Annotated in this window: 20 protein-coding genes and 1 pseudogene; 19 read left to right on the forward strand and 2 right to left on the reverse strand. The window is 49.6% G+C overall.

Annotation, left to right across the window (positions count from 1 at the left end; translation table 11 throughout):
* The first annotated feature begins 25 nt into the window (after window positions 1–25).
* From citC to AAIG39_RS01475, 17 genes and pseudogenes are all read left to right on the forward strand, one after another.
* The gene (citC, locus tag AAIG39_RS01395) at window positions 26–1,123 is read left to right on the forward strand and encodes a [citrate (pro-3S)-lyase] ligase (RefSeq protein WP_343193035.1); all 1,098 of its coding nucleotides are present in this window, start codon (window positions 26–28) and stop codon (window positions 1,121–1,123) included.
* Window position 1,124: 1 nt separating this feature from the next.
* On the forward strand, window positions 1,125–1,418 hold the full coding sequence (gene citD, locus AAIG39_RS01400) for a citrate lyase acyl carrier protein (protein ID WP_041852327.1): 294 nt from the start codon (window positions 1,125–1,127) through the stop codon (window positions 1,416–1,418).
* Window positions 1,415–2,290, forward strand: coding sequence for a citrate (pro-3S)-lyase subunit beta (gene citE / locus AAIG39_RS01405; RefSeq protein WP_090082386.1), 876 nt, complete (start codon window positions 1,415–1,417; stop codon window positions 2,288–2,290). The genes citD and citE overlap by 4 nt, the downstream gene beginning before the upstream one ends.
* 17 nt (window positions 2,291–2,307) lie before the next feature.
* On the forward strand, window positions 2,308–3,828 hold the full coding sequence (citF, locus tag AAIG39_RS01410) for a citrate lyase subunit alpha (protein ID WP_249573099.1): 1,521 nt from the start codon (window positions 2,308–2,310) through the stop codon (window positions 3,826–3,828).
* An 8-nt stretch (window positions 3,829–3,836) separates the two neighbouring features.
* Window positions 3,837–4,373: a citrate lyase holo-[acyl-carrier protein] synthase gene (citX, locus tag AAIG39_RS01415; protein WP_090082971.1), complete on the forward strand. Its 537-nt coding sequence runs from the start codon at window positions 3,837–3,839 to the stop codon at window positions 4,371–4,373.
* Window positions 4,348–5,219: pseudogene (citG, locus tag AAIG39_RS01420) on the forward strand (triphosphoribosyl-dephospho-CoA synthase CitG). Before citX ends, citG begins: the two are co-directional and overlap by 26 nt.
* 32 nt (window positions 5,220–5,251) lie before the next feature.
* Entirely contained in the window at window positions 5,252–5,815 is a 564-nt protein-coding gene (locus AAIG39_RS01425) for an RBBP9/YdeN family alpha/beta hydrolase (protein WP_343193142.1), read from the forward strand.
* A 63-nt stretch (window positions 5,816–5,878) separates the two neighbouring features.
* Entirely contained in the window at window positions 5,879–8,473 is a 2,595-nt protein-coding gene (gene acnB, locus AAIG39_RS01430) for a bifunctional aconitate hydratase 2/2-methylisocitrate dehydratase (protein ID WP_343193036.1), read from the forward strand.
* A gap of 144 nt (window positions 8,474–8,617) precedes the next feature.
* A complete protein-coding gene (locus AAIG39_RS01435; RefSeq protein WP_343193037.1) occupies window positions 8,618–10,048 on the forward strand; it encodes an anion permease in 1,431 nt (476 codons plus the stop codon).
* 579 nt (window positions 10,049–10,627) lie between these two features.
* Window positions 10,628–11,767, forward strand: coding sequence for a D-alanyl-lipoteichoic acid biosynthesis protein DltD (locus tag AAIG39_RS01440; protein WP_249572601.1), 1,140 nt, complete (start codon window positions 10,628–10,630; stop codon window positions 11,765–11,767).
* A complete protein-coding gene (locus AAIG39_RS01445) occupies window positions 11,764–11,886 on the forward strand; it encodes a hypothetical protein (protein WP_261802776.1) in 123 nt (40 codons plus the stop codon). The genes AAIG39_RS01440 and AAIG39_RS01445 overlap by 4 nt, the downstream gene beginning before the upstream one ends.
* Window positions 11,887–11,895: 9 nt before the next feature.
* Window positions 11,896–13,014, forward strand: a complete 1,119-nt coding sequence (locus tag AAIG39_RS01450) for an MBOAT family O-acyltransferase (RefSeq protein WP_343193038.1) — start codon at window positions 11,896–11,898, stop codon at window positions 13,012–13,014.
* Window positions 13,011–14,444, forward strand: a complete 1,434-nt coding sequence (locus AAIG39_RS01455; RefSeq protein ID WP_090082405.1) for an AMP-binding protein — start codon at window positions 13,011–13,013, stop codon at window positions 14,442–14,444. The genes AAIG39_RS01450 and AAIG39_RS01455 overlap by 4 nt, the downstream gene beginning before the upstream one ends.
* A 17-nt stretch (window positions 14,445–14,461) precedes the next feature.
* A complete protein-coding gene (locus tag AAIG39_RS01460) occupies window positions 14,462–14,680 on the forward strand; it encodes an acyl carrier protein (RefSeq protein WP_041852336.1) in 219 nt (72 codons plus the stop codon).
* 375 nt (window positions 14,681–15,055) lie between these two features.
* The gene (locus tag AAIG39_RS01465; protein ID WP_090082408.1) at window positions 15,056–16,600 is read left to right on the forward strand and encodes a methyl-accepting chemotaxis protein; all 1,545 of its coding nucleotides are present in this window, start codon (window positions 15,056–15,058) and stop codon (window positions 16,598–16,600) included.
* Between the two features lie 247 nt (window positions 16,601–16,847).
* On the forward strand, window positions 16,848–17,519 hold the full coding sequence (locus AAIG39_RS01470; RefSeq protein WP_249572604.1) for a hypothetical protein: 672 nt from the start codon (window positions 16,848–16,850) through the stop codon (window positions 17,517–17,519).
* A 1-nt stretch (window position 17,520) separates the two neighbouring features.
* Window positions 17,521–17,820 carry a hypothetical protein gene (locus AAIG39_RS01475; RefSeq protein ID WP_343193039.1) on the forward strand — a complete coding sequence of 100 codons (300 nt, stop codon included), beginning with the start codon at window positions 17,521–17,523 and terminating at the stop codon, window positions 17,818–17,820.
* A 41-nt stretch (window positions 17,821–17,861) separates the two neighbouring features.
* Here AAIG39_RS01475 and AAIG39_RS01480 read toward each other — a convergent pair whose 3' ends face one another.
* On the reverse strand, window positions 17,862–19,646 hold the full coding sequence (locus AAIG39_RS01480; protein WP_343193040.1) for a hybrid sensor histidine kinase/response regulator: 1,785 nt from the start codon (window positions 19,644–19,646) through the stop codon (window positions 17,862–17,864).
* Window positions 19,643–20,275, reverse strand: a complete 633-nt coding sequence (locus AAIG39_RS01485; RefSeq protein ID WP_090082417.1) for a response regulator transcription factor — start codon at window positions 20,273–20,275, stop codon at window positions 19,643–19,645. The genes AAIG39_RS01480 and AAIG39_RS01485 overlap by 4 nt, the downstream gene beginning before the upstream one ends.
* Before the next feature lie 178 nt (window positions 20,276–20,453).
* On the opposite strand from AAIG39_RS01485, the gene AAIG39_RS01490 reads away from it, so the two are divergent.
* Window positions 20,454–20,768: a putative periplasmic lipoprotein gene (locus AAIG39_RS01490; protein ID WP_041852341.1), complete on the forward strand. Its 315-nt coding sequence runs from the start codon at window positions 20,454–20,456 to the stop codon at window positions 20,766–20,768.
* Between the two features lie 201 nt (window positions 20,769–20,969).
* On the forward strand, window positions 20,970–24,038 hold the full coding sequence (locus AAIG39_RS01495) for an autotransporter outer membrane beta-barrel domain-containing protein (protein WP_343193041.1): 3,069 nt from the start codon (window positions 20,970–20,972) through the stop codon (window positions 24,036–24,038).
* Window positions 24,039–24,255: the final 217 nt, after the last annotated feature.

The following is a 24,255-nucleotide window of genomic DNA, read 5'->3' on the forward strand; positions in this document are numbered from 1 at the left end:
GAACACCAGGTCAGGAGAAATATAGATGTATGCCGAAGAGACGCTAGAATTCGACACTGTTGAAACTAGCAACGGTGTTCTCAAAGACGAGATTATCCGCTTTCTGAAAAGTAATGGATTAGGAATAGATGATGACGTCGGGCAATTCGTTATTGCCCGTGCAGGCAAAGAATTAATTGCCTGTGCCGGGCTTGCGGGTAATACATTAAAATGTATTGCCGTGCATATTGAATGGCGTGGAACATCGCTGGGATTACAGCTGATTCGTGAAGCGGAAAACCTGGCAAATCAAAATGGCGATCATCATCTGTTCCTTTTAACCTGCCCTGATAATGTTAAATCTTTTCGGGGCTGCGGCTTTTTTCCTTTAGCTACCCTTGATGGCAAAGCCGCATTAATGGAAAACACCCCGGTTGGGATCCACCGCTACTGCAAGAAACTTCGCGCAGATTTTTTCATCCCGGCGGCCAATACTGGCGGTATCGTCATGAATGCGAACCCGTTTACTTTAGGGCACCAGTTTCTTATCGAACAGGCCGCCCGCGCATGCGACTGGCTTCATGTGTTCGTTGTAGAAGAAAACTTATCTCAGTTCTCCTTTCATGAACGCATTGCTATGGTACGTGACGGGGTCAGGCATCTTTCTAACGTAACGGTACATCCTGGCTCCAGATATATTATTTCTCGCGGCACCTTTCCCAGCTATTTCTTAAAGGAGAAACAGGTGGTGAATGATGTCTATTCCGCGATCGATTTGATTATGTTTCGACGTTATATTGCGCCCTCACTGGGAATTACACATCGTTTCGTTGGCACTGAGCCATATTGTAAAGTTACAGCCCAATATAACCAGGCGATGCACCACTGGCTTGAAGACGAATTAGCCATTCCCTCCACTGCCATTAAAGTGCATGAGATCGACAGAAAAACTGATGAGAATAATTATCCAATATCAGCATCAGCTGTTCGTTCTCTCTTACATAAGAACAAACTGTCAGTTGCAAGAAATATGGTGCCCGACAGTACCATGCCTTACTTATACAACTGGCTGAAAGCAAATCAACCTGACTTGCCGGAACAACATCTGGCAGGGAATCTTATGAGCATTAGCGTAGGACTCTAATATGAAAATTATACAGGCAGCGCTGGCGGGCACGCTGGAATCGAGCGACCTAATGGTGAAAGTCAGCCCTTCTGACAGCGGGCTGGATATCGTTATTAATAGCGAAGTGATGAAGCAATTTGGCGAGCAGATTACGCAGGTGGTCAAAGAAACGTTAGCCGCGTTTAATGTCACGCACGGGCAGATCATCGTTGATGATAAAGGTGCGCTTGATTGTGTTATTCGCTCCCGGATGCAAGTCGCGATCATGCGAGGAACCTGTAGCGATGAAATTAACTGGGAGAAATTACAATGAAAAAATTACGCCGCAGCATGCTTTTCTTACCGGGCTCAAGCGCTTCCATGTTATCGACCGCTTTTATTTATAAACCAGATTCGATCATGTTTGATCTTGAAGACGCGGTTTCTTTAAGGGAGAAAGACAGCGCACGCATATTGGTTTTCAATGCCCTCCAGCATCCCATGTATAAAGATATCGAAACGGTAGTGCGTATTAACCCGCTGAATACACCCTTCGGATTAAAAGATCTTGAGGCGGCGGTGCGCGCCGGAGTCGATGTTATTCGCTTGCCGAAAACGGATACGCCAGAAGATATCCACCAGCTCGAACGTGAAATTGTACGTATTGAGGAAAGCTGTGGCCGTGAGGTTGGCTCCACACAGGTGATGGCGGCGATTGAGTCTGCGATTGGTGTCATCAATGCCGTGGCGATTGCCCGCTCCTCAGAGCGCCTGATGGGCATTGCATTAGCCGCATTTGACTATGTCATGGATATGCAAACAGAACGTGGGGACGGTACAGAACTGTTCTACGCGCGTTGCGCTGTTCTGCATGCGGCGCGCGCTGCGGGTATCGATGCGTTTGATGTTGTCTATGGCGATGTGAACGATGAAGAAGGCTTCTTAAAAGAGGTGGATTTAATTCGTCGCATGGGCTTCAACGGTAAATCTTTAATTAATCCACGGCAAATTGAGTTGCTTCATAACGCCTATGCGCCAACCCAGGAAGAGGTTGATTATGCAGAACGCGTTATCGCTGCTGCCGAAGAAGGTGAACGTAGCGGGCTGGGTGTAATTTCTCTGAATGGCAAAATGATCGATGCGCCAATAATCAATCACGCCAGGGTCGTTCTTGAGAGAAGAAAAGCATCAGGCATTCGCCACTAATCGACAGGATAATAAAGATGAGCAAATTAATCGAAGCTTTACAAGAACAGGTCGGGCATGAAAAAGAATATGTGGCTTTTACACATGCCAACGCAACAACACCCTACCTGGCAGATTTCGGGCAAAAGCACCAGCGTAAACTTTGTGAAAGTCTGGATGAGATCGTAGACCGCTGCGAATTACGTGATGGCATGACGATTTCATTTCATCACGCCTTTCGTGAAGGCGATAAAGTTATCAATCTTGTCGTCGATAAACTCGCATCCCTGGGGCTGAAAAATATTACCCTGGCCTCCAGTTCATTAATGACCTGTAACGCGCCATTAATTCAGCATATTCGTAACGGTGTCATTACCAGGATTTACACCTCCGGCATGCGTGGAGAATTAGCCGATGCGATTTCGCATGGTCTGATGGCGCAACCGGTTGAAATTCACTCGCACGGCGGTCGCGTTAATCTCATCCAGAAAGGTGAAATTAATATTGATGTCGCCTTCCTCGCCGTCTCATGTGCCGATGAGTACGGCAATGCGAGTGGTAGCGGCGGTAAATCACTTTGTGGCTCGCTCGGCTACGCGATGGTGGATGCGCAGTACGCTAAACGCGTGGTACTGCTGACTGAATCCATCGAGCCCTTCCCTTATATGCCTGCAAGCATTGTTCAGGACCAGGTCGATTACATCGTAAAAATTGACAGCGTTGGCGACCCGGCAAAAATCAGCGTCGGCGCAGCCCGTGTAACCAGTAACCCACGTGAATTGATGATCGCCCGCTCCGCTGCTGATGTGGTCGAGCACTCCGGCTACTTCAAACAGGGTTTCTCCATTCAGACCGGTTCTGGCGCTGCGTCAACGGCATGTACGCGCTTTTTAGAATCGCGCATGAAAAAGAAAAACATCACGGCAAGTTTCGCCTTAGGCGGCATCACCGGCAGTATTGTGGATCTTCATGAAAAAGGGTTAATCGCAAAACTGCTCGATACCCAGAGTTTTGACGGCGCCGCCGCTGCCTCTTTAGCCAGAAACCCAAACCATGTTGAAATCTCAACCAACGTCTACGCGAATCCCGCATCCAAAGCGGCATGCTGCGACCAGGTCGATATTGTGATTTTAAGCGCCCTGGAAATTGATACGGATTTCAACGTTAACGTGCTGACGGGCTCAGATGGCGTGATGCGTGGTGCTTCCGGCGGTCACTGTGATGTTGCTGCCGCAGCAAACCTGACCGTGGTGGTTGCCCCGCTTATCCGTAGCCGAATTCCAACGGTTGTGAAGAAGGTGACAACCTGCGTGACACCGGGGGAGAGTATCGATGTTCTGGTTACCGATCACGGTATTGCAGTGAACCCTTCTCGCCCTGAAATTCATCAACGATTAGTGGATGCAGGCTTACCTGTGCTGAGTATTGAGGAGTTGCATCAGCGGGCGCTGGAAATCTGCGGCCATCCAAAAGCTATTGAATTTACATCCAAAATTGTGGGTATTGTTCGTTATCGCGATGGAAGTGTCATTGATGTCGTCCGGCAGGTAAAAGAGTAATGGACGCTATGGCAGACGCATCGTGCTCACCTGTCTCATTAACGCAATTATTAGCGTCCAGAGAGGCCCGTGCAGAGCAACAGCAGCGCTGGTTAACGCGTTGGGGGCAAACGCTTATCTCGACGACCCTGGTCTGGCCGGGTGAGGTAAAAGATACCCCTGTCTCCAGGGCTGTAATGGGGGTGGCAAATGAGGCTCTCTCCGCGCTCATTCTCGCTAATGGCTGGGAAATCAGCCGGCACGAAGCTCACCAGTTTGTTACCGGGCCAGAGTCATTCTGGTCCGTTAATGGGCCAGCTTCGCAGGTCAAAAAGGCAACCATTCTCCTTGAGGAGAGCCATCCTCTGGGAAGGCTGTGGGATATCGATGTGTTTTGCCCGGATAGCGGATTATTGAGTCGCAAATCTGTCGGCGAAAATAAAAGACGTTGCTTCATCTGTGATGAACCTGCACATGTCTGTTCACGTATGCGGCGCCATTCGCTTCTTTCCCTGCAAACTGTCATGGAGGCCAGAATCAATGACTATTTCTGCCATCAGAAATGAACCGTGGGTTAAGGGGCTTAATATTGCTGAGCTCGCTGCGGAAGCGATGTACCGTGAAGTTATTTTGACCCCCAAACCGGGGCTGGTAGACCGTCACAATAATGGTTCGCATATGGACATGAATATGAAGCTCTTTATGTCCAGTATCGCGGCCATTGCTCCGTGGTTTGCATTGTTTGTCTCCAAAGGGATGCAAACGGCCAGCCAGGAACCCGGACAGACACTACGGGCTATCCGCCCTGTCGGTCTTGCGTGCGAGCAGGCCATGTTTCGCGCAACGGGGGGGATCACACCCATAAAGGGGGAATATTTTCGCTTGGTCTGCTTTGTTCTGCCGCCGGGCGCCTGCAGGGCAAAGGCGAAACGATCAATCGCAGCGCACTCTGCCTTGAAATTAGTGCGATCTGTGCCGGTATGGTAAGCCGGGAGTTGAAACAACGTGGCGATGCGAAAACCAAAGGTGAACAACTGTTTCGGGATTATGGCTTCACAGGTGCCCGTGGCGAAGCTGAAAGCGGGTTTGTGACAGTCAGGCGCTACGGATTACCCATATGGGAAAAAGCCATAACGTCGGGTTATTCGCCAGAAGAGGCGTTGCTACGGGTTTTGCTTTCATTAATTGCACATAATCCTGACACCAATATCCTCTCGCGAGGCGGCCTCAGTGGATTGCGCTATGCCAGGCGGTATGCGACCAGACTCCTGGGTATTAAAAATCTTACCGGCAACAGATTCAGGCAGGCCCTTTTTAATATGGACAATGCGTTCATCGCCCGAAATTTAAGTCCGGGAGGAAGCGCAGATCTTCTGGCCGTAACCTGGCTCCTTTCCCGTTTCCCGGCCTGAGGGCGGAAAACGAAAGATTGATGGAATTTACCATGACAATATCGCGCCTGTTAGCACTGGATGATTCTTTCACCACTATTCTGGTTCCTGGATTAAGGGATAGCGACGAGTACCACTGGCAAACCTGTTGGGGGCGCCATTTACCTCGCTGGAAAAGAATAAGCCAACGAAACTGGATCCAGCCAGATATTGAAAACTGGTGCGCCGCTATCCGCAGGGAATTAACCAGCTGTACGTTACCCGTTATTTTAATTGGGCATAGCTTTGGCGCCCTTGCATCCTGGTATCAGGTTCAGCGCCAGGCTTCAAATATTGCCGGAATTGTTATGGTTGCGCCGGCTGAACCCTCTTGTTTTGAACTTGAAGAGATCGTCACAGCGTCAAAACTGAACGTCCCTGGCATTGTCTTTGCCAGTCGTAATGACCCACTAATGTCATTCAACCGTGCGGTATTCTGGTCAGACTGCTGGGGATGTGAGCTTATCGATATAGGTGAGGCTGGCCATATTAATTCGGAATCAGGGTTTGGTGAATGGAAATATGGTCTTGAGAGAATAGCTGAATTTGAAGAAAGGCTATTAAAAATAGCAACATGATTATTTGATATAAAACCACCATAGCACATTTTTAATTTCCTATCATAAGGTCAGGATATTTTTATGTTTGAAGAATATAAGAAGCATGTCGCTGAGCGCGCAGAAAATGGAATACCCGCAAAACCATTAACCGCGCAACAGGTCAGCGAATTAATTTCTCTCCTCGAAAATAAACAGTGCGAAGACCGCGAAGCTTTAATCAATCTGTTAATTAACCAGGTTTCTCCCGGCGTAGATGCTGCGGCGAAAGTGAAAGCGGAATTTCTTGATAAAATTATCAAAACAAAAACAAGTGAATTCGGCATCACGCCAGAGGATGCTATCGCTATTCTTGGTACCATGCAGGGCGGCTACAATATTCAGCCTCTTATTGACTCACTGGACGATACTGAACTGGCTCAGTTAGCGGCTAATAAACTCAGCCACACTATTCTTATCTTTGAGAAATTTAATGATATCGAGCAAAAAGCCCGTCATGGGAATGCGCATGCAAAAGCGGTTATTGCCTCATGGGCGAATGCCGAGTGGTTTACCGAACGCGCGACGCTTGATGAAAAAATTACGCTGACGGTCTTCAAAGTGCCCGGCGAAACCAATACCGATGACCTTTCACCCGCCCCTGAGGCGTGGTCACGTCCGGATATTCCCCTGCATGCGCTCTCCATGTTGAGTTCACCGAGAGAAGGCGTGACTCCAGACCAACCGGGGCAATATGGTCCGCTCACCCGAATACAAGAGTTAAAAGCCCGGCAGTATCCTCTTGCTTACGTCGGTGATGTGGTGGGCACCGGCTCTTCCCGAAAATCTGCGACAAACTCCATCCTCTGGCATATCGGGAAGGATATTCCCTTCGTACCCAATAAACGCAGCGGGGGCTTTGTCTTAGGTGGAAAAATTGCGCCTATCTTTTTCAATACCCTGGAGGACTCCGGTGCATTACCTGTTGAAGTGGATGTCTCCGGTTTGTCGACAGGGATGCTGATTGACCTCTATCCGTACAAGGGCGAGATCCGTAACCATCACGATCAGACGCTTATTGCCTCATTCAGCCTGAAAACAGAAGTCTTGCTGGATGAAGTCCAGGCGGGCGGTCGCATTCCGTTGATCATTGGTCGCAGTTTAACGGCCAGAGCCAGGGCATCTTTAGGCCTGCCGGTAACATCTGTTTTCAGGAAAGCCAAAGAGCCTGCGCCATCTTCTGCCGGGTTTACGCTGGCACAGAAGATGGTGGGCAGAGCGTGCGGCGTCGAAGGTATTCGTCCTGGCCAGTATTGTGAACCTAAAATCACCACCGTGGGGTCGCAGGATACCACTGGCGGGATGACACGCGATGAACTGACGGACCTTGCGTGCTTAGGGTTTTCGGCCGACCTGGTTATGCAGTCGTTTTGCCACACCTCAGCCTATCCAAAACCTGTCGACGTGAATTTGCATGAGACGCTGCCTCAGTTTATTACCAGCAGAAAAGGCGTGGCGCTAAGACCCGGCGATGGAATTATCCACTCATGGCTTAACCGCATGCTGATCCCTGACACAGTGGGTACCGGTGCAGATTCGCATACGCGCTTCCCCCTGGGGATCTCATTTCCGGGCGGTTCCGGGCTGGTTGCTTTTGCCGCCGCGACGGGAATTATGCCGCTCGATATGCCGGAATCGGTTCTGGTCCGCTTTAAAGGTGAAATGCAAAAAGGAATCACCCTTCGCGATTTGGTGCACGCGATCCCTTACTACGCCATTAAACAAGGGTTGCTGACCACCGAGAAGAAAAACAAACGCAATATATTTTCTGGTCGCATTCTGGAAATCGAAGGTTTACAGATGCTGAAAGCTGAACAAGCCTTTGAACTGGCAGATGCATCCGCAGAGCGCTCAGCGGCTGCCTGTGTCCTGCGCCTTGAAGAAGAGAACGTTGCCGAATATTTGCGTTCCAATGCCACCTTACTGCGCTGGATGATTAGCCAGGGTTATGAGCACGCCCCTACCCTTGAAAAGCGCATTGCAGAGATCGAAGCATGGCTGGCCAATCCGTCGTTACTCAGCGCAGATGAAAATGCTGAATACGCCGCAATCATTGAAATCGATCTGACTGAAATTACGGAGCCGATTGTTTGCGCGCCCAATGACCCGGACGACGCCCGTTTGCTGTCCGAAGTCGCGCGGACGCCAGTACAGGAAGTGTTTATTGGTTCCTGCATGACAAACATTGGTCACTTCCGGGCCGCCGGAAAATTGCTGGCTGATGCAAAAGAGATCCCTGCCCGCCTGTGGATTGCCCCACCCACCAAAATGGATGCTCAGCAGCTCTCAGGCGAGGGCTATTTCAATAAGTTCATCCGATCCGGCGCCCGTATCGAACCGGCTGGCTGCTCGCTTTGCATGGGTAACCAGGCCAGGGTCAAAGAAGGGAGCAGCGTTGTCTCAACATCAACCCGCAACTTCCCACATCGCCTGGGTACCGATGCGAACGTCTTCCTGGCGTCGGCTGAACTCAGTGCGATTGCGGCTATGCTGGGAAAAATGCCGACGGTTGAACAGTATCACTGGCATATGGATAAAATAAATGACACCCGTGAAGATACGTATCGTTACTTAAATTTCCATACGCTGGCTGAGTATCAGGTGCAGGAAAAACGTCGCATTGACGTTGTAACAATTTAATAAGCCTCAAAAACATGCCTGGCTATATTCCCAGGCATGTCTCTTGCCCTCTAATTAATTGTTTATTTTTTTGAGTCGGCAGCATTCTCATTTTCAAATGAGATCTCTGACATTATCAAAAGAATGGAACACGGATTAATTAAAATGAACTCAAATTTATTGAAAATAATATTTCTCATTTTCATTATATGCCTTTCATTAATTACACCGCCGCCTGATGGCCTTTCCAGAGAGGCCTGGATACTGGCCAGCATTTATCTTGCGGCGATCATCGGCCTGGTGAGTAAACCCTATCCTGAACCGGTTATACTCATCGCAGCGCTTGCAGCCTCATGTATCACCATCACTAACTTTAGCGACTCAGCAATTAAGCCACTTGATGTTTTAAATGGTTACTCTTCCGGGACAACCTGGCTGGTATTCAGCGCATTTACCCTCAGTGCGGCTTTTGTATCAACGGGCTTAGGGAAACGCCTGGCTTACTGGTTTATATATCAGTTTGGTGGAACAACGCTTGGGCTGGGTTATGTCACCGTATTACTGGATTTAATTCTTTCCCCTGCCACCCCCTCTAACACAGCGCGTGGCGGCGGCATTGTATTCCCGATTATCAACAGTATAGCTCTGGCGTTAAATTCAACACCGAAAGAAAGTCCCTGCAAGGCAGGCCGCTATCTTATGGTAAACATCTATATGGTTACAAAGACCACCAGCTATATGTTTTTAACAGCATTTGCTGGCAACGCGCTCGCGCTACAGTTAATTTCAGATGTCTTTCATATACATATTAGCTGGACAGGATGGGCGCTTGCCGGTGCGCCACTTGGGTTAATCATGCTTTCGGTCATTCCTTACATAACCTACAAAGTGACTAAGCCAGAGCTAAAGAAAATCAATAATAAAGAGATTGCATTAAAAGGTTTGAACGAAATAGGTGATATGAATCGCCGTGAAAAAGGGTTGATAGCCATATTCATTCTGGCCTTGATGGGGTGGATTTTCTCACGGCAACTGGGGCTTAATGAATGCTCTGTGGCGATCATTGCTATGGCATCTGCACTGCTCTTTAATGTGATTAGCTGGGACGATGTATTAAAGAGTAAGGGAGGATGGAATACCCTCATCTGGTATGGCGGGATAATCGGGTTGAGTGGCGTGCTGAGTAAAGCTGGCTTTTTTAGCTGGCTGGCGAAGTTTCTTTCAGAAAATATTTCGCATATACATGTCGGAAGTAGCGTCATTATTTTTATCGTTTTTCTCAGCATTGTTATTCGTTATTTATTTGCCTCCGGTGGGGCTTATGTTGCTGCTATGGTCCCTGTATTTGCAACGCTAGGCCTGGTCACTGGTGCCGATCCGGTCATTCTTTCATTAGCCATTTTATTTTCCAACTCATACGGTGGCTGTATTACCCATTATGGCGGCGCGGCAGGGCCAATTATTTTTGCCGCTGGCTATAACGATATAAAATCCTGGTGGCTAACCGGTACTATCGTTGCGTTATCGACGTTTATTACTCATATTGTCGTTGGGTTCCCCTGGTGGGAATACTTAAAAGCAAACGGATTGCTCTGATAATGAGAGTGTGATGCCTCTGCTTTCGTGTTGTTGACGTTTATCGCTCTGGCGTACCGGATGGCGCAGGCTGTTCATTGTCACCTCCTCTATTGGCGGGTTGCTGACAGTACACAGAACGTGCTCTGCTCCCTCTGCTGCTAATAAAAATCGCGTTTTTATCGGGATCAATATCCTGTACTCGTGAGCCATTACCAGACCGCTTCATCCGCTCCTCTCCGGGAGCGGACAAGGTCGTTTATCGCATCTATCGAAACTGCACCACTGATGAGTGCCGGTTCGGTGTGTCTGCTCATCATCGTTGTTGATTACCACTCGCAGTGAGCCTGAAGAGGTCAGCTCCATCACGTCTCTTTCTTCATAAATGCCGCGCTTATTATTAACGCGCTAACGCTGTACATACCGTTACACAGCAATGCTCATCTTTTCAGATGCACCTGGTATAGAATGTCAAAGAAGATAGATTGGAATTAATTCCAATTACCCATTGTCCCAATTGTTGTCTATTTGTTGTAACGCTAAGAATCAACAAATTTTAAACAAGTTAATGTCATGTAGTCTTACTTTTTTATAATGATAATGAAAATCAAAAATACTTTCTGCCTACACATCCTGATGGCTCTCCTCGCCATCCTGGTCCTGAGCGCTCACCCGGTGGTGACGAGCTTTGATCCGCCGCTTAAATTCCAGCCGCTGATTAAATCGATGGAAGGCACACCAAAAGAGCAAGCAGAAAAAATAGCCACAATTTCCCATGCATTACAAGGGAATGCGATTTTCTTTATCGGGGCATCAGAAGTATCCACTTCTGAAAATGAACATTACGCTGTCTATAATTACTTCAATAAGCAATTGCACAGTCCCTTAGTGGCATATGGCGATAGTTATGTCGACGACGTCACACAATTTTTACTGTTCTCCCGTTTTAAAGACAACCTTAACGCAAACAGTAAAGTAGTGTTACTCCTTGCGCCGGATAGCTTTTATTCCAATGGGCTTCCGCCGGCAATTTTTGCGGATAATTTCCCGGCTTCAATTTTCGATCCATTAATGAAAGACAAGCAGGCCCGTCCTTTGCTGGTCAATTACTTAAAACATATTGAAGCGGACGATATCAGCCATTTGAGCTTTGGTGAAATGGCCATTTATGGCTGGCATCCGGACCTGATCTGGGAAGAAGTGAGCTATCAGTTTGCAAACTTCTGCACGATGATAAAAAACGACTGGCTGGACCTGCTCAATATTGAGCCACAGCCCGCCGCGCAACCCTGGCCCGCACAGCCTGACAGCATTACGATGCCCGACTGGGATCAAGAGCTGGCTAATGCCCGTGAGCTGAACAAAGCGCGCAAGCAAAGTGCAGCCACTATGTGGATGGACAAGTCGGTTTATGAAGCCGGGGATACGCCAGAACAGTGGGATGACACACCTGTTGTACCGAATCAAATCGAGGTTTTCCGGGCGACCATCAAACTGCTGAAAGAGCGTCATGTACAGGTGATTGCGATTGTCGACCCGATTAACCCATGGGCGCTGACCAATACCAATACTTTTCAGCCTGTTGACAAGCAAATCCAGGCAATCCTGACGGAAAACCAGGTGCCCTATTTAGATATGTATGCGATGCCGTATCAAAACGGCTGGAACTGGGATCGTCTGCACCCATCGGAAATTGCATGGGTTCCTATGGTTCGCTTTATCGCGGAGAATTTTAAATGATGAAAACCGCCATTCGCCTGTTTGTCCTTTATCTCCTGCTGGCGATAACGATTGTCGCGTGGACCTCCGTGGATGACAGCATGAGTTTGCAATTGCATTTTGAATATCAAAAGTTCTGAGGACAAATAATGTACAGCTCCGGCATATTTTTCTTCTATTTGTTCTCATCAGCGCTGGTGTTTGCGCTGGTTAATCGTGTATTGCATCACCGACTGACCTATATATCCGCTTTTTCCGTGCTGGCGGCATTAGGCTGGGGATATATCTTTGAAGGCGATTATATTGTCCCGGCGGCAGTATTTTTCAGTTTTTATATTCTTGTCACATTAAAAGAGAAAGGTTGGTTAAAAACCTGGCAGGCGGTCACATTAACGTTGCTGCCGCTGTTCCTGGTGAAATTACACCTGAACAACCACTGGGGCATGATCGGGCTCTCTTTTATGACCTTCCGCGCCATCGATGTACTGCTTTATCGCAGTAAAAAAGATGGTCGGAACTTCCTGCACTACTTCTGCTACCTGTTTATGCCGTTTATTATCCTGGCCGGCCCGATGTACCGCTGGCGTACCTGGATGACGGATATCAATAAACCGGTTTTCACGCTGACGCGTGAGCAGTTTTTAGGGGCCTTAGAGCAAATTATTACCGGGATCATCCAGAAATTCTTATTCGCTATGCTGGTCGATACTCTGGTCGTTCAACCGTGGAGCCATGAAGCATTTACGTTGAAAGTGGGCGTGGTGATGTCGATTGCCTATAGCGCCTATCTCTACTTTGACTTTGCTGGTTACAGCAACATGGCTATCGGGGCTGGCCGCTTATTTGGCCTGAACATTCCGGCAAACTTCAATATGCCGATTCTGGCGAAAACGCCGCAGGACTTCTGGCGCCGCTTCCATATCAGCCTCTCTGAATGGCTGAGGGACGTGGTCTTTATGCCGATTTATATGAATTTAATGAAGCACAATTTTTTCCGTCAGAACAAAACGCTGGCGCAAAACATTGGCATCTTCTGCACCCTGTTTTGTATGGGGGCATGGAATGGACTCGAACGACACTACGTCATTAGCGGCGCGCTGTTTGGCGCCATTTCCGTTGTTCACAACATGCTGCAATGGTTCGCCAAACGCCATCCCGCTTTGAGCAACGGGCTTCAACATCCGGTTTCTGTGTTTATGGGACGAATCTTGACGCTGGGAAGCGCCGCGGCCTCCCTTTACATCTTTAGTGGAATGTCACCCTTATGAAAAATGACTCCGAGCTTCTGGAACTGCAAGACTTCTTGCGTGCGGCATTACGTGATCCCGCGTCCCCTCAGCAACTGGCGATCAGCGGTAGCGATGAAGCCATCACCTGGCAACAGCTGTCCGTTGCGGTCACTGACTGGGCGCAACGTTATCAACAATGCAACCAGCCTGCCGGTACGCCGGTGGTGTTATACGGGCACCAGCAGGCGGAATTTGCCGTCGCGCTCTATAGCTGCCTGTTGCACAACATTCCGTACATTCCGGTAGACTGCATCTATCCGCAGGAGCGTCTCAAAGAGATTTGCCAGCTTGCCAACGCCCCCTTCTATTACGATGTGGCCGCGAAACAATTTATTTCAACCGGTGTGACGGGCCAGGTGCTTGCCGAGCAGGACCTCGCCTACATCATGTTCACGTCCGGCAGCACCGGAAAACCGAAAGGGGTGCAGATTGGACGTGAAAGTGTATGGCACTTCATGAAATGGGTAAGTCAGGACTTTTCCTTGCCGGAAAAACCGGTGCTGATGAACCACGCTGTTTTCAGCTTCGATCTCTCGCTGATCCCTCTGCTGGCGAATCTGGCCACGGGTGGTCACATTGTGCTGAACGCGAAAGAGGATATCGCGGCGGAAAACTGGCTGGATCGTCTGAAAGCGAACGCTGTTTCCGTCTGGGTTTCCACGCCCTCTTTCGCTTATCAGCGCCTGCTTTCGCCGCAGTTTAATAGCGATTATCTGCCTGAACTCAATGTGTTTATTTTCATTGGCGAAGTATTAAATAAAGCGCTGGTGAAACAATTACGCCGTCGTTTCCCGCAGGCCAAAATTCTTAACTCCTATGGCCCGACGGAAGCAACCATCGCCACCACGGTGGTCGAAATTACCGATGAAATTCTCAATAACGACAACCCGCTGCTGCCCGTTGGCGTGATGATGCCGGATACCCATATGGAGATTACCGCCGATGGCGAGCTGATTATCTGGGGAAAAAACGTGATGCGCGGTTATCTCGGCCTGCCACAGGAAAACGCGGCAAAACTGTTGCGACGCGAAGGTGAAGAATATCGCGGTTACAAAACCGGCGATCTGGGTTACGAAGACGGTCTCATTTATTGTCAGGGCCGCAACGATAGCCAGATTAAACTGAACGGTTACCGTATTGAAATAAACGAAATTGAAAATCGCCTGCTGGCGATGTCCGGCATTAGTGAAGCAGTTGTGCTGCCGCTGATGAAATCATGCGGAAGCGTGCTGCGAATTGCCGCCTTCTGCGTGACGGACCTGGCTCCGGAGGTGATCAAAACATCCCTTTCGAAAGTCATTCCACATTACATGGTGCCGTCACAAATTATTATTAAAGATGCATTGCCGCTGAATCCGAACGGCAAAATCGATCGTAAATTGCTGGACACCCACGCCCGCACGAATTAATTAGCCAGGAAACTATTATGGAACAAGAAATTCTCGCCCTGTTTGAAAAAGTGTTATCCCGCAAAGTGGGTTTTCACGATGAATTGATTGAGTCAGATATTCTCGACTCCATACTGGCGGTCGATCTGGTGCTGGAAGTGCAGGACGTTTACGGCTGCATGATCCCGCCGACTGAAGTCGCTACCGTGCTGAAAACCCCTGCAGATTTGGCACGTTACATTGAAGAAAACCGTTAATCGTCTTCGGCGTTAATGACTTTTTGAAAACCCTGAATGCTTCCATTCAGGGTTTTTCTTACCGCCCTCTCCGCCACACCACTCCTACCCATTTTTTCCTTTTATTTAATATCTTTAGCCCCATTAAAAATATTATTGTGATCGCGCTCATGTTTATGCTTATAAAATTAAAGCCGTCAACTTAGCCGTTAAAAATAACCCTTTATTTACCAAACAGTTAATTTCTTTATAACAAAAAAAGAACATCTGAAATATATATATCGTTTTTATCGATTAATTTCTTTTTTTTAAATTCCGATAAAAGATATAGCGCGGTCTGATACCAGGGTTGCCGACGCTACACCACCATATAAAACAACAATAGGTTAGCATGCTATGAAATTATCCTTCGCCCAAAAATTGTGGATTCCACTCATCGTCGCGCTGTTAAGTCTGGCCGGAACTTTATTTTTCGGCTCTCTGAAAATTAAAGAAAACCAGCTAACGCTGCGAGAACGAGAGTTAATGCATGTCTCACAACTCGCCCTTAATGTTGTGAAAACGCAGGCCGCGCTCGTCGACAAGGGACTAATTTCACAAGAGGAGGCACAGCAACGCGCCCTTCAGACCATTAAAGATTTGCGTTATGGTGAGACCGGTTATTTTACCATTCTTAATAACCAGGCTCAGGTCATCATGCATCCGATAAATGCCGCGCTTATTGGCAAAGGGCCGGATATTTCCGATGCAAATGGGGTTTATATTTTTCGGGATATGGTGGCTGTCACCAAAGGCGACAATGCGGGTTTCACTAAGTATGTTTTCCCCCGGCCTGGCGAAACAGAGCCGCAGCCTAAAGTTGCCTACAGTATTCCGTGGACACCATGGGGCTGGATTATCACTACCGGGCTATATGTGGATGATATTCAACAAGCTTTTTTGAGCTCGCTTTACCAGAACATTATTGAGTTTGTTGCCATCAGCATTCTGCTTTCGATTCTTGTCTATTTTATCAATCGCAGCACGCTGAAAACACTCGGTGGTGAACCGCGTTATGCCGCAGAAGTTGTCTCCCGCATCGCCTCAGGGGATCTGTCGCAGGCGGTGAATAAAAAAGCCAACGATAACGAGAGTCTGGTACATGAAATGGGAGTGATGCGTGAACAGTTAACCTCTGTCATCGCAGAAATCAGGGGCGTTGCGGAAGTTATTAACACCAGCACGCATGATATCGTCGCCGGAAATCAGGAGATTGCTGAACATTCTGAGCAGCAGGCTGTGTCACTGGAAAAAACCTCCTCCAGCATGGAAGAGATTACCGCTGCCGTAAAACAAAACGCAGAAAATGCCGGGCAGGCGCGCGAACTGGCGCGAGGCGCGGTGGATATCGCGTCGCGCAGCGGCGTGATGATGCAGAATGTGAACGGCACCATGGGTGATATCTCTGAAAGCGCCGGAAAAATCGCCAATATTATTGAAGTGGTCAATAGCATCGCCTTTCAGACTAACATTCTCGCTTTGAACGCAGCGGTTGAGGCAGCACGTGCCGGTGAGCAAGGAAAAGGCTTTGCTGTGGTGGCCAGTGAAGTTCGAAACCTCTCATTGCGCAGCTCTCAGGCTGCACAGGAGATAAAAGTACTGGTTGAAGAGTCGGTAGCGCGAGTAAACAGCGGCTCTTCGCAGATCAAAATTGCCGGAAGCCATATTGACGAGATGATCGAAGCCGTACAGCGCGTTTCAGACATCATGTCGCAAATTTCGGTGGCGACGGATGAGCAGAGTATCGGGATAAGCCAGGTGAATGAATCGATCGTACAAATCGACTCGGTGACGCATCAGAATTCCCAGTTAGTTCAACATGCGGTTGCTGCCGCCAGCGCCCTGGAAGCGCAGACCCGACGGCTGACGCAGACTGTGGCCTTCTTTAATACGGGCCGTTAATACACCTGCCTCCCTGACACACCGGGAACCCGTGCACCGGGTTCCCGGTGATAACTTCCCCAAGGCGGTCACAGAAGTTTCCCGTCGTTAAGCCAGGCACTCTGCGACGATGAGAAAACCATTCGCTCTCCTGTAACGCGCAGAGCAGATTCCAGTATCAGAATTATCTGCTATGCCGGCAGATATCCTCCCTCAGTATTATGAGATCCCGTCACGTTATTCTTTAAATTTCTGAACTGGAATTTGTATGAGCGATAACGATTTTTCTGTGTGTCAACCGATGGAATCCTCTCCGAGCTGGGGCTTGATAGATGTATTCATCTGGAAAGTCGTTTCCGATAAGTTTGGCGGGGGGATCGGATATATTCAGAAGTTTAAAGATGCATGGGTCATTCATAATAAAAACGCCATCAGAACCGCAGCTGAACGTTATAGTTTGCCTGTAGAACTGCTGGCCGGGGTGTGCTGGATCGAAGTGGGTGGCGATCCGAACTTCATCGACAGGGTCGCGTTTGAAGTCAGGGCATTTGACTGGAGCGGCCCTGCTTTTGTTGATCGTAATTTCACTATCACTAACCCGCCGGAAAAGACCTCGTTTGGTTTTGTCAGCATGCAGTTACGCACGGCGGCCAGGACGCTGGGGCTGGATGTAGCAAAGATGGATATGAATCAGTTGCGAACGCTGGCAAATTGCCTGGAAAAAGATGTCTATAACATCAACCTGGTTGCTCATCATCTGCGACAACTGGCGGATTATGACAAACTGCCCTCAGCTTTAAGCATGGAAGATGTCAGGATTATCGGCGCACGTTACAACAGGGGGCTTATCCCGACGCTGGAAGAAATTAAGAGAAATACGTCCTATGGCGACTTTATTGTCAATCACTGGCAGCGATTCAGCAGACTAATTTGGGGATAACATGAATAACATATTAAGGATTGCGTTACTGTTGATGTATTGCCTGGGCCTTATCCTTTTATGCCTGGTCTCTGTCGATAAATATTCATGGATGAGTGAAATGGATCCCTCAATATCTGCGGGTTCGGTCACTGCTGATACCAGCAACAGTGACCTGACATCACTGTTGATCTTTATTGGTATCATAGTTATTCAGCTTATCAGCGTCATTTTCGAGAAAAGCCGTAAAATGAAGTTCCTTGCGGTTGTTCTGGCACTTATCGCCGCAGGCGTTTTTGTCACCAGAACGCACTATTTATAGGCACGGCAGACTGTTCCTCTTCATTTTTGATCGGGCGATACTTACTGGCGGGCCGACCACTGCGTTAACAGCGCATGGAGCGTTGCAGGCTCCAGCGGTTTGCGCAGTACCAGGTACCCCTCCTCTTCTGCGTCGCGCAGTACCGGAGAGTTAAACTCCCCGCTGACCATCGCCCCGCTAACTTTTGGCAGGCGATCAAGCAACGCCTTGAGGATCTCAAAACCGCTTTCGCCCGAGCGTAACCTTTGATCGCACAGCACGACGCCTGGAGTAAATCCCCCATCGACGATAGCAAAAGCCTCTTCGGCGGAGGCGGCGCAGCGCACGACGATCCCCCAACTGCTCATCAGACTTTCCCAGGCGGAGGTGACCAGCGGATCATCATCAACCACGAGGCAACTTCCCCTTAACGATGCACGGCGACTGACCGGCGCGACGGCTTCGCCGACAGGCGCAGTATCAACCGTTTTAACGTCCACACTATGCTGCTTAAAGCGCATCCAGAAGCGGGAACCTTTGTCCTCAATAGACTGCATGCCGTAGGTGACGTTCATCAGTTTCGCACAGCGCGCCACCACCGCAAGCCCGAGGCCGTGCCCGGCGCTGTCTATTTTCCACGCCAGTTCGGGGCGATAATAAGGGGAGAAAATTTTGTTTTTTTCGTCATCGGCGATGCCCACCCCGGTGTCCCACACTTCGAGGAGACACTCTTCGCCGCGCGGGCGAATGGCCACCAGCACGCCCCCTTTTGGCGTGTAGCGCAGGGCATTCTGGATCAGATTGATTAACGACTGGCGTACCAGCAGTGGATCGCCCATCACATGGATGCGCCGACCGGGTCGCCATGTACGGAGTTTCAGTCGTCGGCTTTTCGCCTCCTCGCGAAACAGCGTGATGACAGAATCCAGCAGCGCACCGATATCCACATGAGTGGTGGTGGTCATCATATTGCCCGATTCGATCTTGCTCAGATCAAGCAATGAATTGAACATCAATTGAACGGAGCGCACGCTTTGTTGCAGATCCAGCAACTGCGGCATCAGCGCGTCGTTGCTGTTTTTATGGATAATCGCCTCAATAAGAAAACCCATTGCGTGCACGGGCTGGCGCAGATCATGGCTGGCGGTGGTCAGAAACTGATTTTTATCCCGCAGCGCCTGCTCTGCTTCCTCTTTTGCCTGACGAAATTGTTCTGCCAGACGGGCGCTCTCTTCTTCAAGCCTGGCCTGCTGAATGAAAAATGCATGTGAGGTTAACGCATGACGGTAGATCGCAAAACCGTACAACAGGTTCAGCATCAGCACGATCAACATCACGCTGTCCAGACGACAGAGGATGCCGAAATTTAACAATCCCCATGAAGCGAAAAAAAACCGTTTAAAGGTACTGATGACCGGCGTTAAATGCGTCGCGTTGGCTGCGACAATTGCGGCAATACTGATATTCAGCAGCAGGAAAAAATCAAAATTTTGGCTCTGCGGGGTAATCAGGTAAAGCGACGAAATACCCATCCCGTGGGCGAAGGCGACTTTATTAAGATTCGGTAACCAGCGGCGCAGAACTTCCTCTTCGTTATTCTCTTTTACTTCCCGCTGATAGCGTCGGTGCCATATTCTGATTAACCCTGCGCAAAGCAGGTAAATAACGATCCAGACAAGAGTTGGTCCGGTGTCCCCCTCCAGCCAATATATCCAGAGTGCAAATGGAATGCCGACAAAGGGCACGGCGGTAAAGCTGAACACTAAACGGATAAAGGTATTATTGAGCAGTCGGATCTGTGCTCGCGAGGAGATGGCGTCATTATCCACAGCGGCTATCCATTTCATGATGTCTCTTCCCGCTGTCCATGAAGGAGGGTAATGACTTCCACGCGGGTATTAACGCCCATTTTTTTTAAAATATTGCTGATGTGCTCTTTAACCGTAGGCTCTGATATTGAGAGTTGTGAAGCGATCCTTTTATTTGGCAATCCACGCATCATCATCTGTAAAACCTCTTCCTGACGCGGCGTTAAGTTAAATTTTTGCAGTATAGTGCTGTTTTTTACAGCTAAATCAGCACGAGATTCCGGAAACCATGTTTGATTATTCATAAGCGCCTGAACTGCTTCACCAAATAATTCCGGCGCCTCGTTTTTCAGTACAAAACCATGACCTCCGGCATTTTGCACTTTCATCCAGATATCATTATTTTCGTCGCCGCTGACGACCAGCAAACGCATTTTAGGAAAACTGTTCTTAATTTCTTTGAGTAATTTCAGGGCGGTAGAAGATGAAAGCCAGAAGTCGATGATCAGTAAATCCGGGGGACCATTATCACGAATAAGTCGATAACAACTCTCCTCGTCCGCCACCACCATGGCTGACCGGAACCCTAAGTGGGACGTCAGAAAATTGGCAATTCCGCTGCCGACCAAAGGGTGATCATCAATAACCAGTGCATAATATTTTCCCAAAGGTGTCTCCTTATCGTGACTGGAAAAAGCGATATTCTGCCAATTTCTAAATTAACAACACTCCCTACTTTAGGAGGGTTCTTTATTCCATAAAAGAGAAATATCTTATTTCAGTTTTTAAAAAAGAGAAACGTATTGCCACATCGCAATCGATACGGACTGATTACAAGGATAATTTATGAAAAAACCACTCATCGCGCTTGCCGTTACAATAATGGTAGCGGGTTGTTCAACGTTGAAAACCGATCAGGCTATTCCGCTGCTTCAGGCGGAAACAGCAAAAATGCTGGGGCTGGGATCATCCGATGAAATTACCGTTACGCAGGTTAATGGCGCTCAGCCTGATGCTCTGGGCGGGCAAAAACTTACCTACCGCGCAACCACGGAAAAGGGCCGCATTTTTGATTGCTCATCCATGATGATGCCAGGAATTTTAGGTTCCGCGCCAACACTTAGTGCACCAACCTGTACGCCTGTCGTCACCCATAAATAATCTGACGCAGTGAATGTTACTACCGTTCTCTATTTTCACCCGACGGAGCGTAATAGCCAGGGAGTCACAGGTTTTCGCTTCGCCGGATAATTTACCTGCACGCCTGAATTCGCGAAATAAAGCCTCATACGGGTCAGTAAATTTAATCTCTATAAAACAATGACCTTCGCGACATCACGTTAATCAATCTGGAGATAGCACGTGAATGACAATTTCTCGCACCAATTAAAAGTGAAAACCTCACTTTCTAAACTTTACCTCGCTCTGTTCTCTGCTCCGCTGATGTTATTAACACCCGATGACACCCGGGCTGCTGATGTGATTTTTGACGGCGATACCCGGGTCACGCAGTCGTTAGTCTATACCGACGATATCTATGTTGGCCGCACGCAGGGCAGCAACTTGCTGATCGATAACGGGAAAATCACGGCTTACAACATCAATATAGGCAGGCTCTATAACGGGCAGATTTTTGAAAGCACGGTGACGGTCAGCGGGCCGGATGCTGAACTGAACGCCCTGAACGATCAGTTTGTGCTGCACGGTAGTCTGGACCTCGGCCTCGGTACGCTACGGGTCGAAAATGGCGCACTGGCCAGCGCGAAAGAGATTGTGGTGGGCACCACCCAGGGCTATGACAGTCACCTTATCGCCACTGGCGCAAACTCCCGCGTTACCAGCAACTACCTGAGCGTCGGCACTACCGCAGCCTCGCGATCCACCGTTTCAATCGAGGATGGCGCACTCCTTACTACGAATCTCCAGGCACGCATAGGCGATGGCTATGATCCAGATGAGACCGACAAGCTGAATCCAAAAACCACGGTGACGGGTGAAAACTCCCGATGGAATGTCACCCAGTTACTGACGCTTAACGGCGATCTGGACGTACTCAACGGCGGCGAAGTTAATGTCGGCAACATTGAGGTCGCGGGCGTTTCCGGTACGCGCAAAACCGCCGAGTTGTACGTCGCGGGCAGTAATTCCCGCTTCACCAGCGGTAGCAATATCCTCGTGGGCGATTACGGTAACGGCGTCGTGTCGGCGGTGGATGGGGCTGTGATCTCCGCCGGCAGTAACGCGATCGTACTTGGCGATACCGGATCGGGTTCCAACCGCGGAGCGCTGGTCATCGGTAGCCGCGGCAATCTGGATACCGGTACCGGTCTTACCGAGCCAACGCTGGGCGAAGCCGGTGGCGCGGGCACCGTCGACGCGCAGACATCAATTGTTTTGCGCGGTGGGCTGTTCGGCAGCTACGTCTATTTTAATCACACCGATGATAATTATCTGTTCGCCAATACCATGAGTGGCGAAGGTGATGTCATCAACAACTCAGGAAAGACGACGCTCAGCGGCGATCTGACCGGGCTTAAAGCGAACGTCCTCGCCCGTGGCGGTAAAATCATTATTGCCAGCGATATCAACACACAGCCTGAAACCGATCTTTTTGATATCCAGACCCTGAGCGCGGAAAACGGTGGGACACTGATCCTTAACGCTACCGCCGGGAGCGACGTCAGTAACGGTCTCGGCTACAGCAGTGCCGCGTCTATCAAGGCTGGCGGCACCCTTGGCGGCAACGGCACACTCGGGCAGACAGAAATCCTCTCCGGCGGCCATATTTCCCCCGGCGACGGTGATATCGGCACCCTGACGCTGAAACGCTACCTGAACTTTATCGGCGAGTCGTTCTATGACGTCGATATTTCCGGCGATGGTCGCAGCGATCTGCTGAACGTGGAGGGTAAAACCACCATCAGCAATCAGGCCACTGTACAGGTCACTGCCCTCGATCCGCAGACCAGCTATCAGAACGGCCAGGTCTACCGCATTCTCAACTCGGCAGGCGGCATCGACGGTCAGTTCGCCTCTGCGGTCTCTAAATCGGCCTTCCTGGACGTCGCGCTGAACTACAGCGCTAACGCCGTAGATCTGAGCATCGCGCAGAAAGAGAGTGGTGAGAATCCGGGCAATCCCGGCGGCGAGAATCCTGGTAACCCGGGTGGCGAAAACCCTGGCAATCCGGGTAACCCAGGCGGTGAAAATCCCGGGAATCCGGGTGGCGAAAACCCCGGCAATCCGGGCAATCCAGGCGGAGAGAATCCCGGTAACCCGGGCGCGGGTAACCCCGGTACAGGCACGCCAGGTATCTTCCAGACAGTGGCGCTAACGAGCAACCAGTGGAATACCGCGGGCGCGCTCTCTACCCTCACACAAAGCGGCCCATCACTGGCGTTATATAATTCGCTGCTTATGTTAAGCGCACCGGAAGCGCGCGAAGCGTTCAACCAATTATCGGGCGAGGCTTACCCTTCCGTTCAGTCCACGCTTATCGCGAGCAGCAGCCAGGTGTTTAACGTGCTGAATCAGCGCATGACGGCTTCGTTCGATAGTGACGCGCTGCCAATTCCACCGCTGGCTATGTCATTTGCCCAGTCTGCTCCTGCACAGAACAATGGTGTATGGGGCCAGACATTTGGTTCCTGGGTGAGAAGCGACGGTGACGCCAATACCGGTAAGCTGGACGGCAACACCGCGGGCTTCCTGCTGGGTGGCGATCGCAAACTGGACAGCCATAACGTCAGAGTGGGCGGTTTCTTCGGCTACAGCCGTGGAGATTACGACGTCGATAGCCGTCGCTCCTCAATGGATATTGATAACTACCATCTCGGCCTGTATGCGGCGGCGCGTCAGGATGCATTCTCTCTGCGTGGCTCGCTGGGGTACACATGGCATAAGATTGATGCCAGACGTAAGGTTGATTTCAGCGGCTACTCGGATCGTCTGAGTGCGAATTACGACGCTAACTCGCTGTTGGCCTTCACCGAAGCAGGCTACCGTTTTGGTCAGCCAGAACAGAATATCGAACCATTCGTCAACCTGAGCTATGTCCGTCTGAATACAGATGACTTCAAAGAGAATGGCGGTGCTGCCGCGCTGAGTGTGCGTAACGACACTGTTGATACGTTCTTCTCGACGCTTGGCGCGCGCGCGGTGACTGAATTACCGAAAAACGTCAGCCTTTATGGCTCGTTAGGCTGGCAACACGCCTACGGTGATAAAAAAGCCTCTTCGCGCATGGCATTTGCTGGCAGCGACGGCTTCACGAGCGAAGGTAACCCGGTTGATGAGGATATGCTGGTGGGTGATGTGGGCGTCAGCTTTACGCTGCCGCACTCAGCGACACTGAATGTCGGTTACAAGGGACAAATCGGCTCAGACACCCGTGTCAACGCAGTGAACGCCAACCTCCGCTGGTCATTCTAAGTTGCATCGTCCTTTCCCAGGCCGCCCCGTAACGGGCGGCTTTTTTGTTAGCCGGGGAGTTACTCGCCAATAATCGCACTGCGGAAAGGAAACAGGTAAATGGCATAACTCGCGCCCGAGAAACTTATAATTCTGGCAACCGGCCTCCGTTTTATTGTTCCATAACCGGGCTATCTGGCATCACCCCTGTTCCATACATAAATCATATAATCAAATT

The sequence above is a fragment of the Phytobacter palmae genome, assembly GCF_039409775.1.
In the GTDB taxonomy this organism is placed as follows: domain Bacteria; phylum Pseudomonadota; class Gammaproteobacteria; order Enterobacterales; family Enterobacteriaceae; genus Phytobacter; species Phytobacter palmae.

What these genes read in the sequence shown, in the direction of transcription:
- AAIG39_RS01425 (WP_343193142.1), top strand. Translation starts at nt 5,252, where the DNA reads ATGACAATATCGCGCCTGTTAGCACTGGATGATTCTTTCACCACTATT.
- AAIG39_RS01475 (WP_343193039.1), top strand. Translation starts at nt 17,521, where the DNA reads ATGAATAACATATTAAGGATTGCGTTACTGTTGATGTATTGCCTGGGC.
- citE (WP_090082386.1), top strand. Translation starts at nt 1,415, where the DNA reads ATGAAAAAATTACGCCGCAGCATGCTTTTCTTACCGGGCTCAAGCGCT.
- AAIG39_RS01440 (WP_249572601.1), top strand. Translation starts at nt 10,628, where the DNA reads ATGAAAATCAAAAATACTTTCTGCCTACACATCCTGATGGCTCTCCTC.
- AAIG39_RS01470 (WP_249572604.1), top strand. Translation starts at nt 16,848, where the DNA reads ATGAGCGATAACGATTTTTCTGTGTGTCAACCGATGGAATCCTCTCCG.
- acnB (WP_343193036.1), top strand. Translation starts at nt 5,879, where the DNA reads ATGTTTGAAGAATATAAGAAGCATGTCGCTGAGCGCGCAGAAAATGGA.
- AAIG39_RS01480 (WP_343193040.1), bottom strand. Translation starts at nt 19,646, where the DNA reads ATGAAATGGATAGCCGCTGTGGATAATGACGCCATCTCCTCGCGAGCA.
- citF (WP_249573099.1), top strand. Translation starts at nt 2,308, where the DNA reads ATGAGCAAATTAATCGAAGCTTTACAAGAACAGGTCGGGCATGAAAAA.
- AAIG39_RS01490 (WP_041852341.1), top strand. Translation starts at nt 20,454, where the DNA reads ATGAAAAAACCACTCATCGCGCTTGCCGTTACAATAATGGTAGCGGGT.
- citD (WP_041852327.1), top strand. Translation starts at nt 1,125, where the DNA reads ATGAAAATTATACAGGCAGCGCTGGCGGGCACGCTGGAATCGAGCGAC.
- AAIG39_RS01435 (WP_343193037.1), top strand. Translation starts at nt 8,618, where the DNA reads ATGAACTCAAATTTATTGAAAATAATATTTCTCATTTTCATTATATGC.
- AAIG39_RS01465 (WP_090082408.1), top strand. Translation starts at nt 15,056, where the DNA reads ATGAAATTATCCTTCGCCCAAAAATTGTGGATTCCACTCATCGTCGCG.
- AAIG39_RS01445 (WP_261802776.1), top strand. Translation starts at nt 11,764, where the DNA reads ATGATGAAAACCGCCATTCGCCTGTTTGTCCTTTATCTCCTGCTGGCG.
- AAIG39_RS01460 (WP_041852336.1), top strand. Translation starts at nt 14,462, where the DNA reads ATGGAACAAGAAATTCTCGCCCTGTTTGAAAAAGTGTTATCCCGCAAA.
- citX (WP_090082971.1), top strand. Translation starts at nt 3,837, where the DNA reads ATGGCAGACGCATCGTGCTCACCTGTCTCATTAACGCAATTATTAGCG.
- AAIG39_RS01450 (WP_343193038.1), top strand. Translation starts at nt 11,896, where the DNA reads ATGTACAGCTCCGGCATATTTTTCTTCTATTTGTTCTCATCAGCGCTG.
- AAIG39_RS01455 (WP_090082405.1), top strand. Translation starts at nt 13,011, where the DNA reads ATGAAAAATGACTCCGAGCTTCTGGAACTGCAAGACTTCTTGCGTGCG.
- citC (WP_343193035.1), top strand. Translation starts at nt 26, where the DNA reads ATGTATGCCGAAGAGACGCTAGAATTCGACACTGTTGAAACTAGCAAC.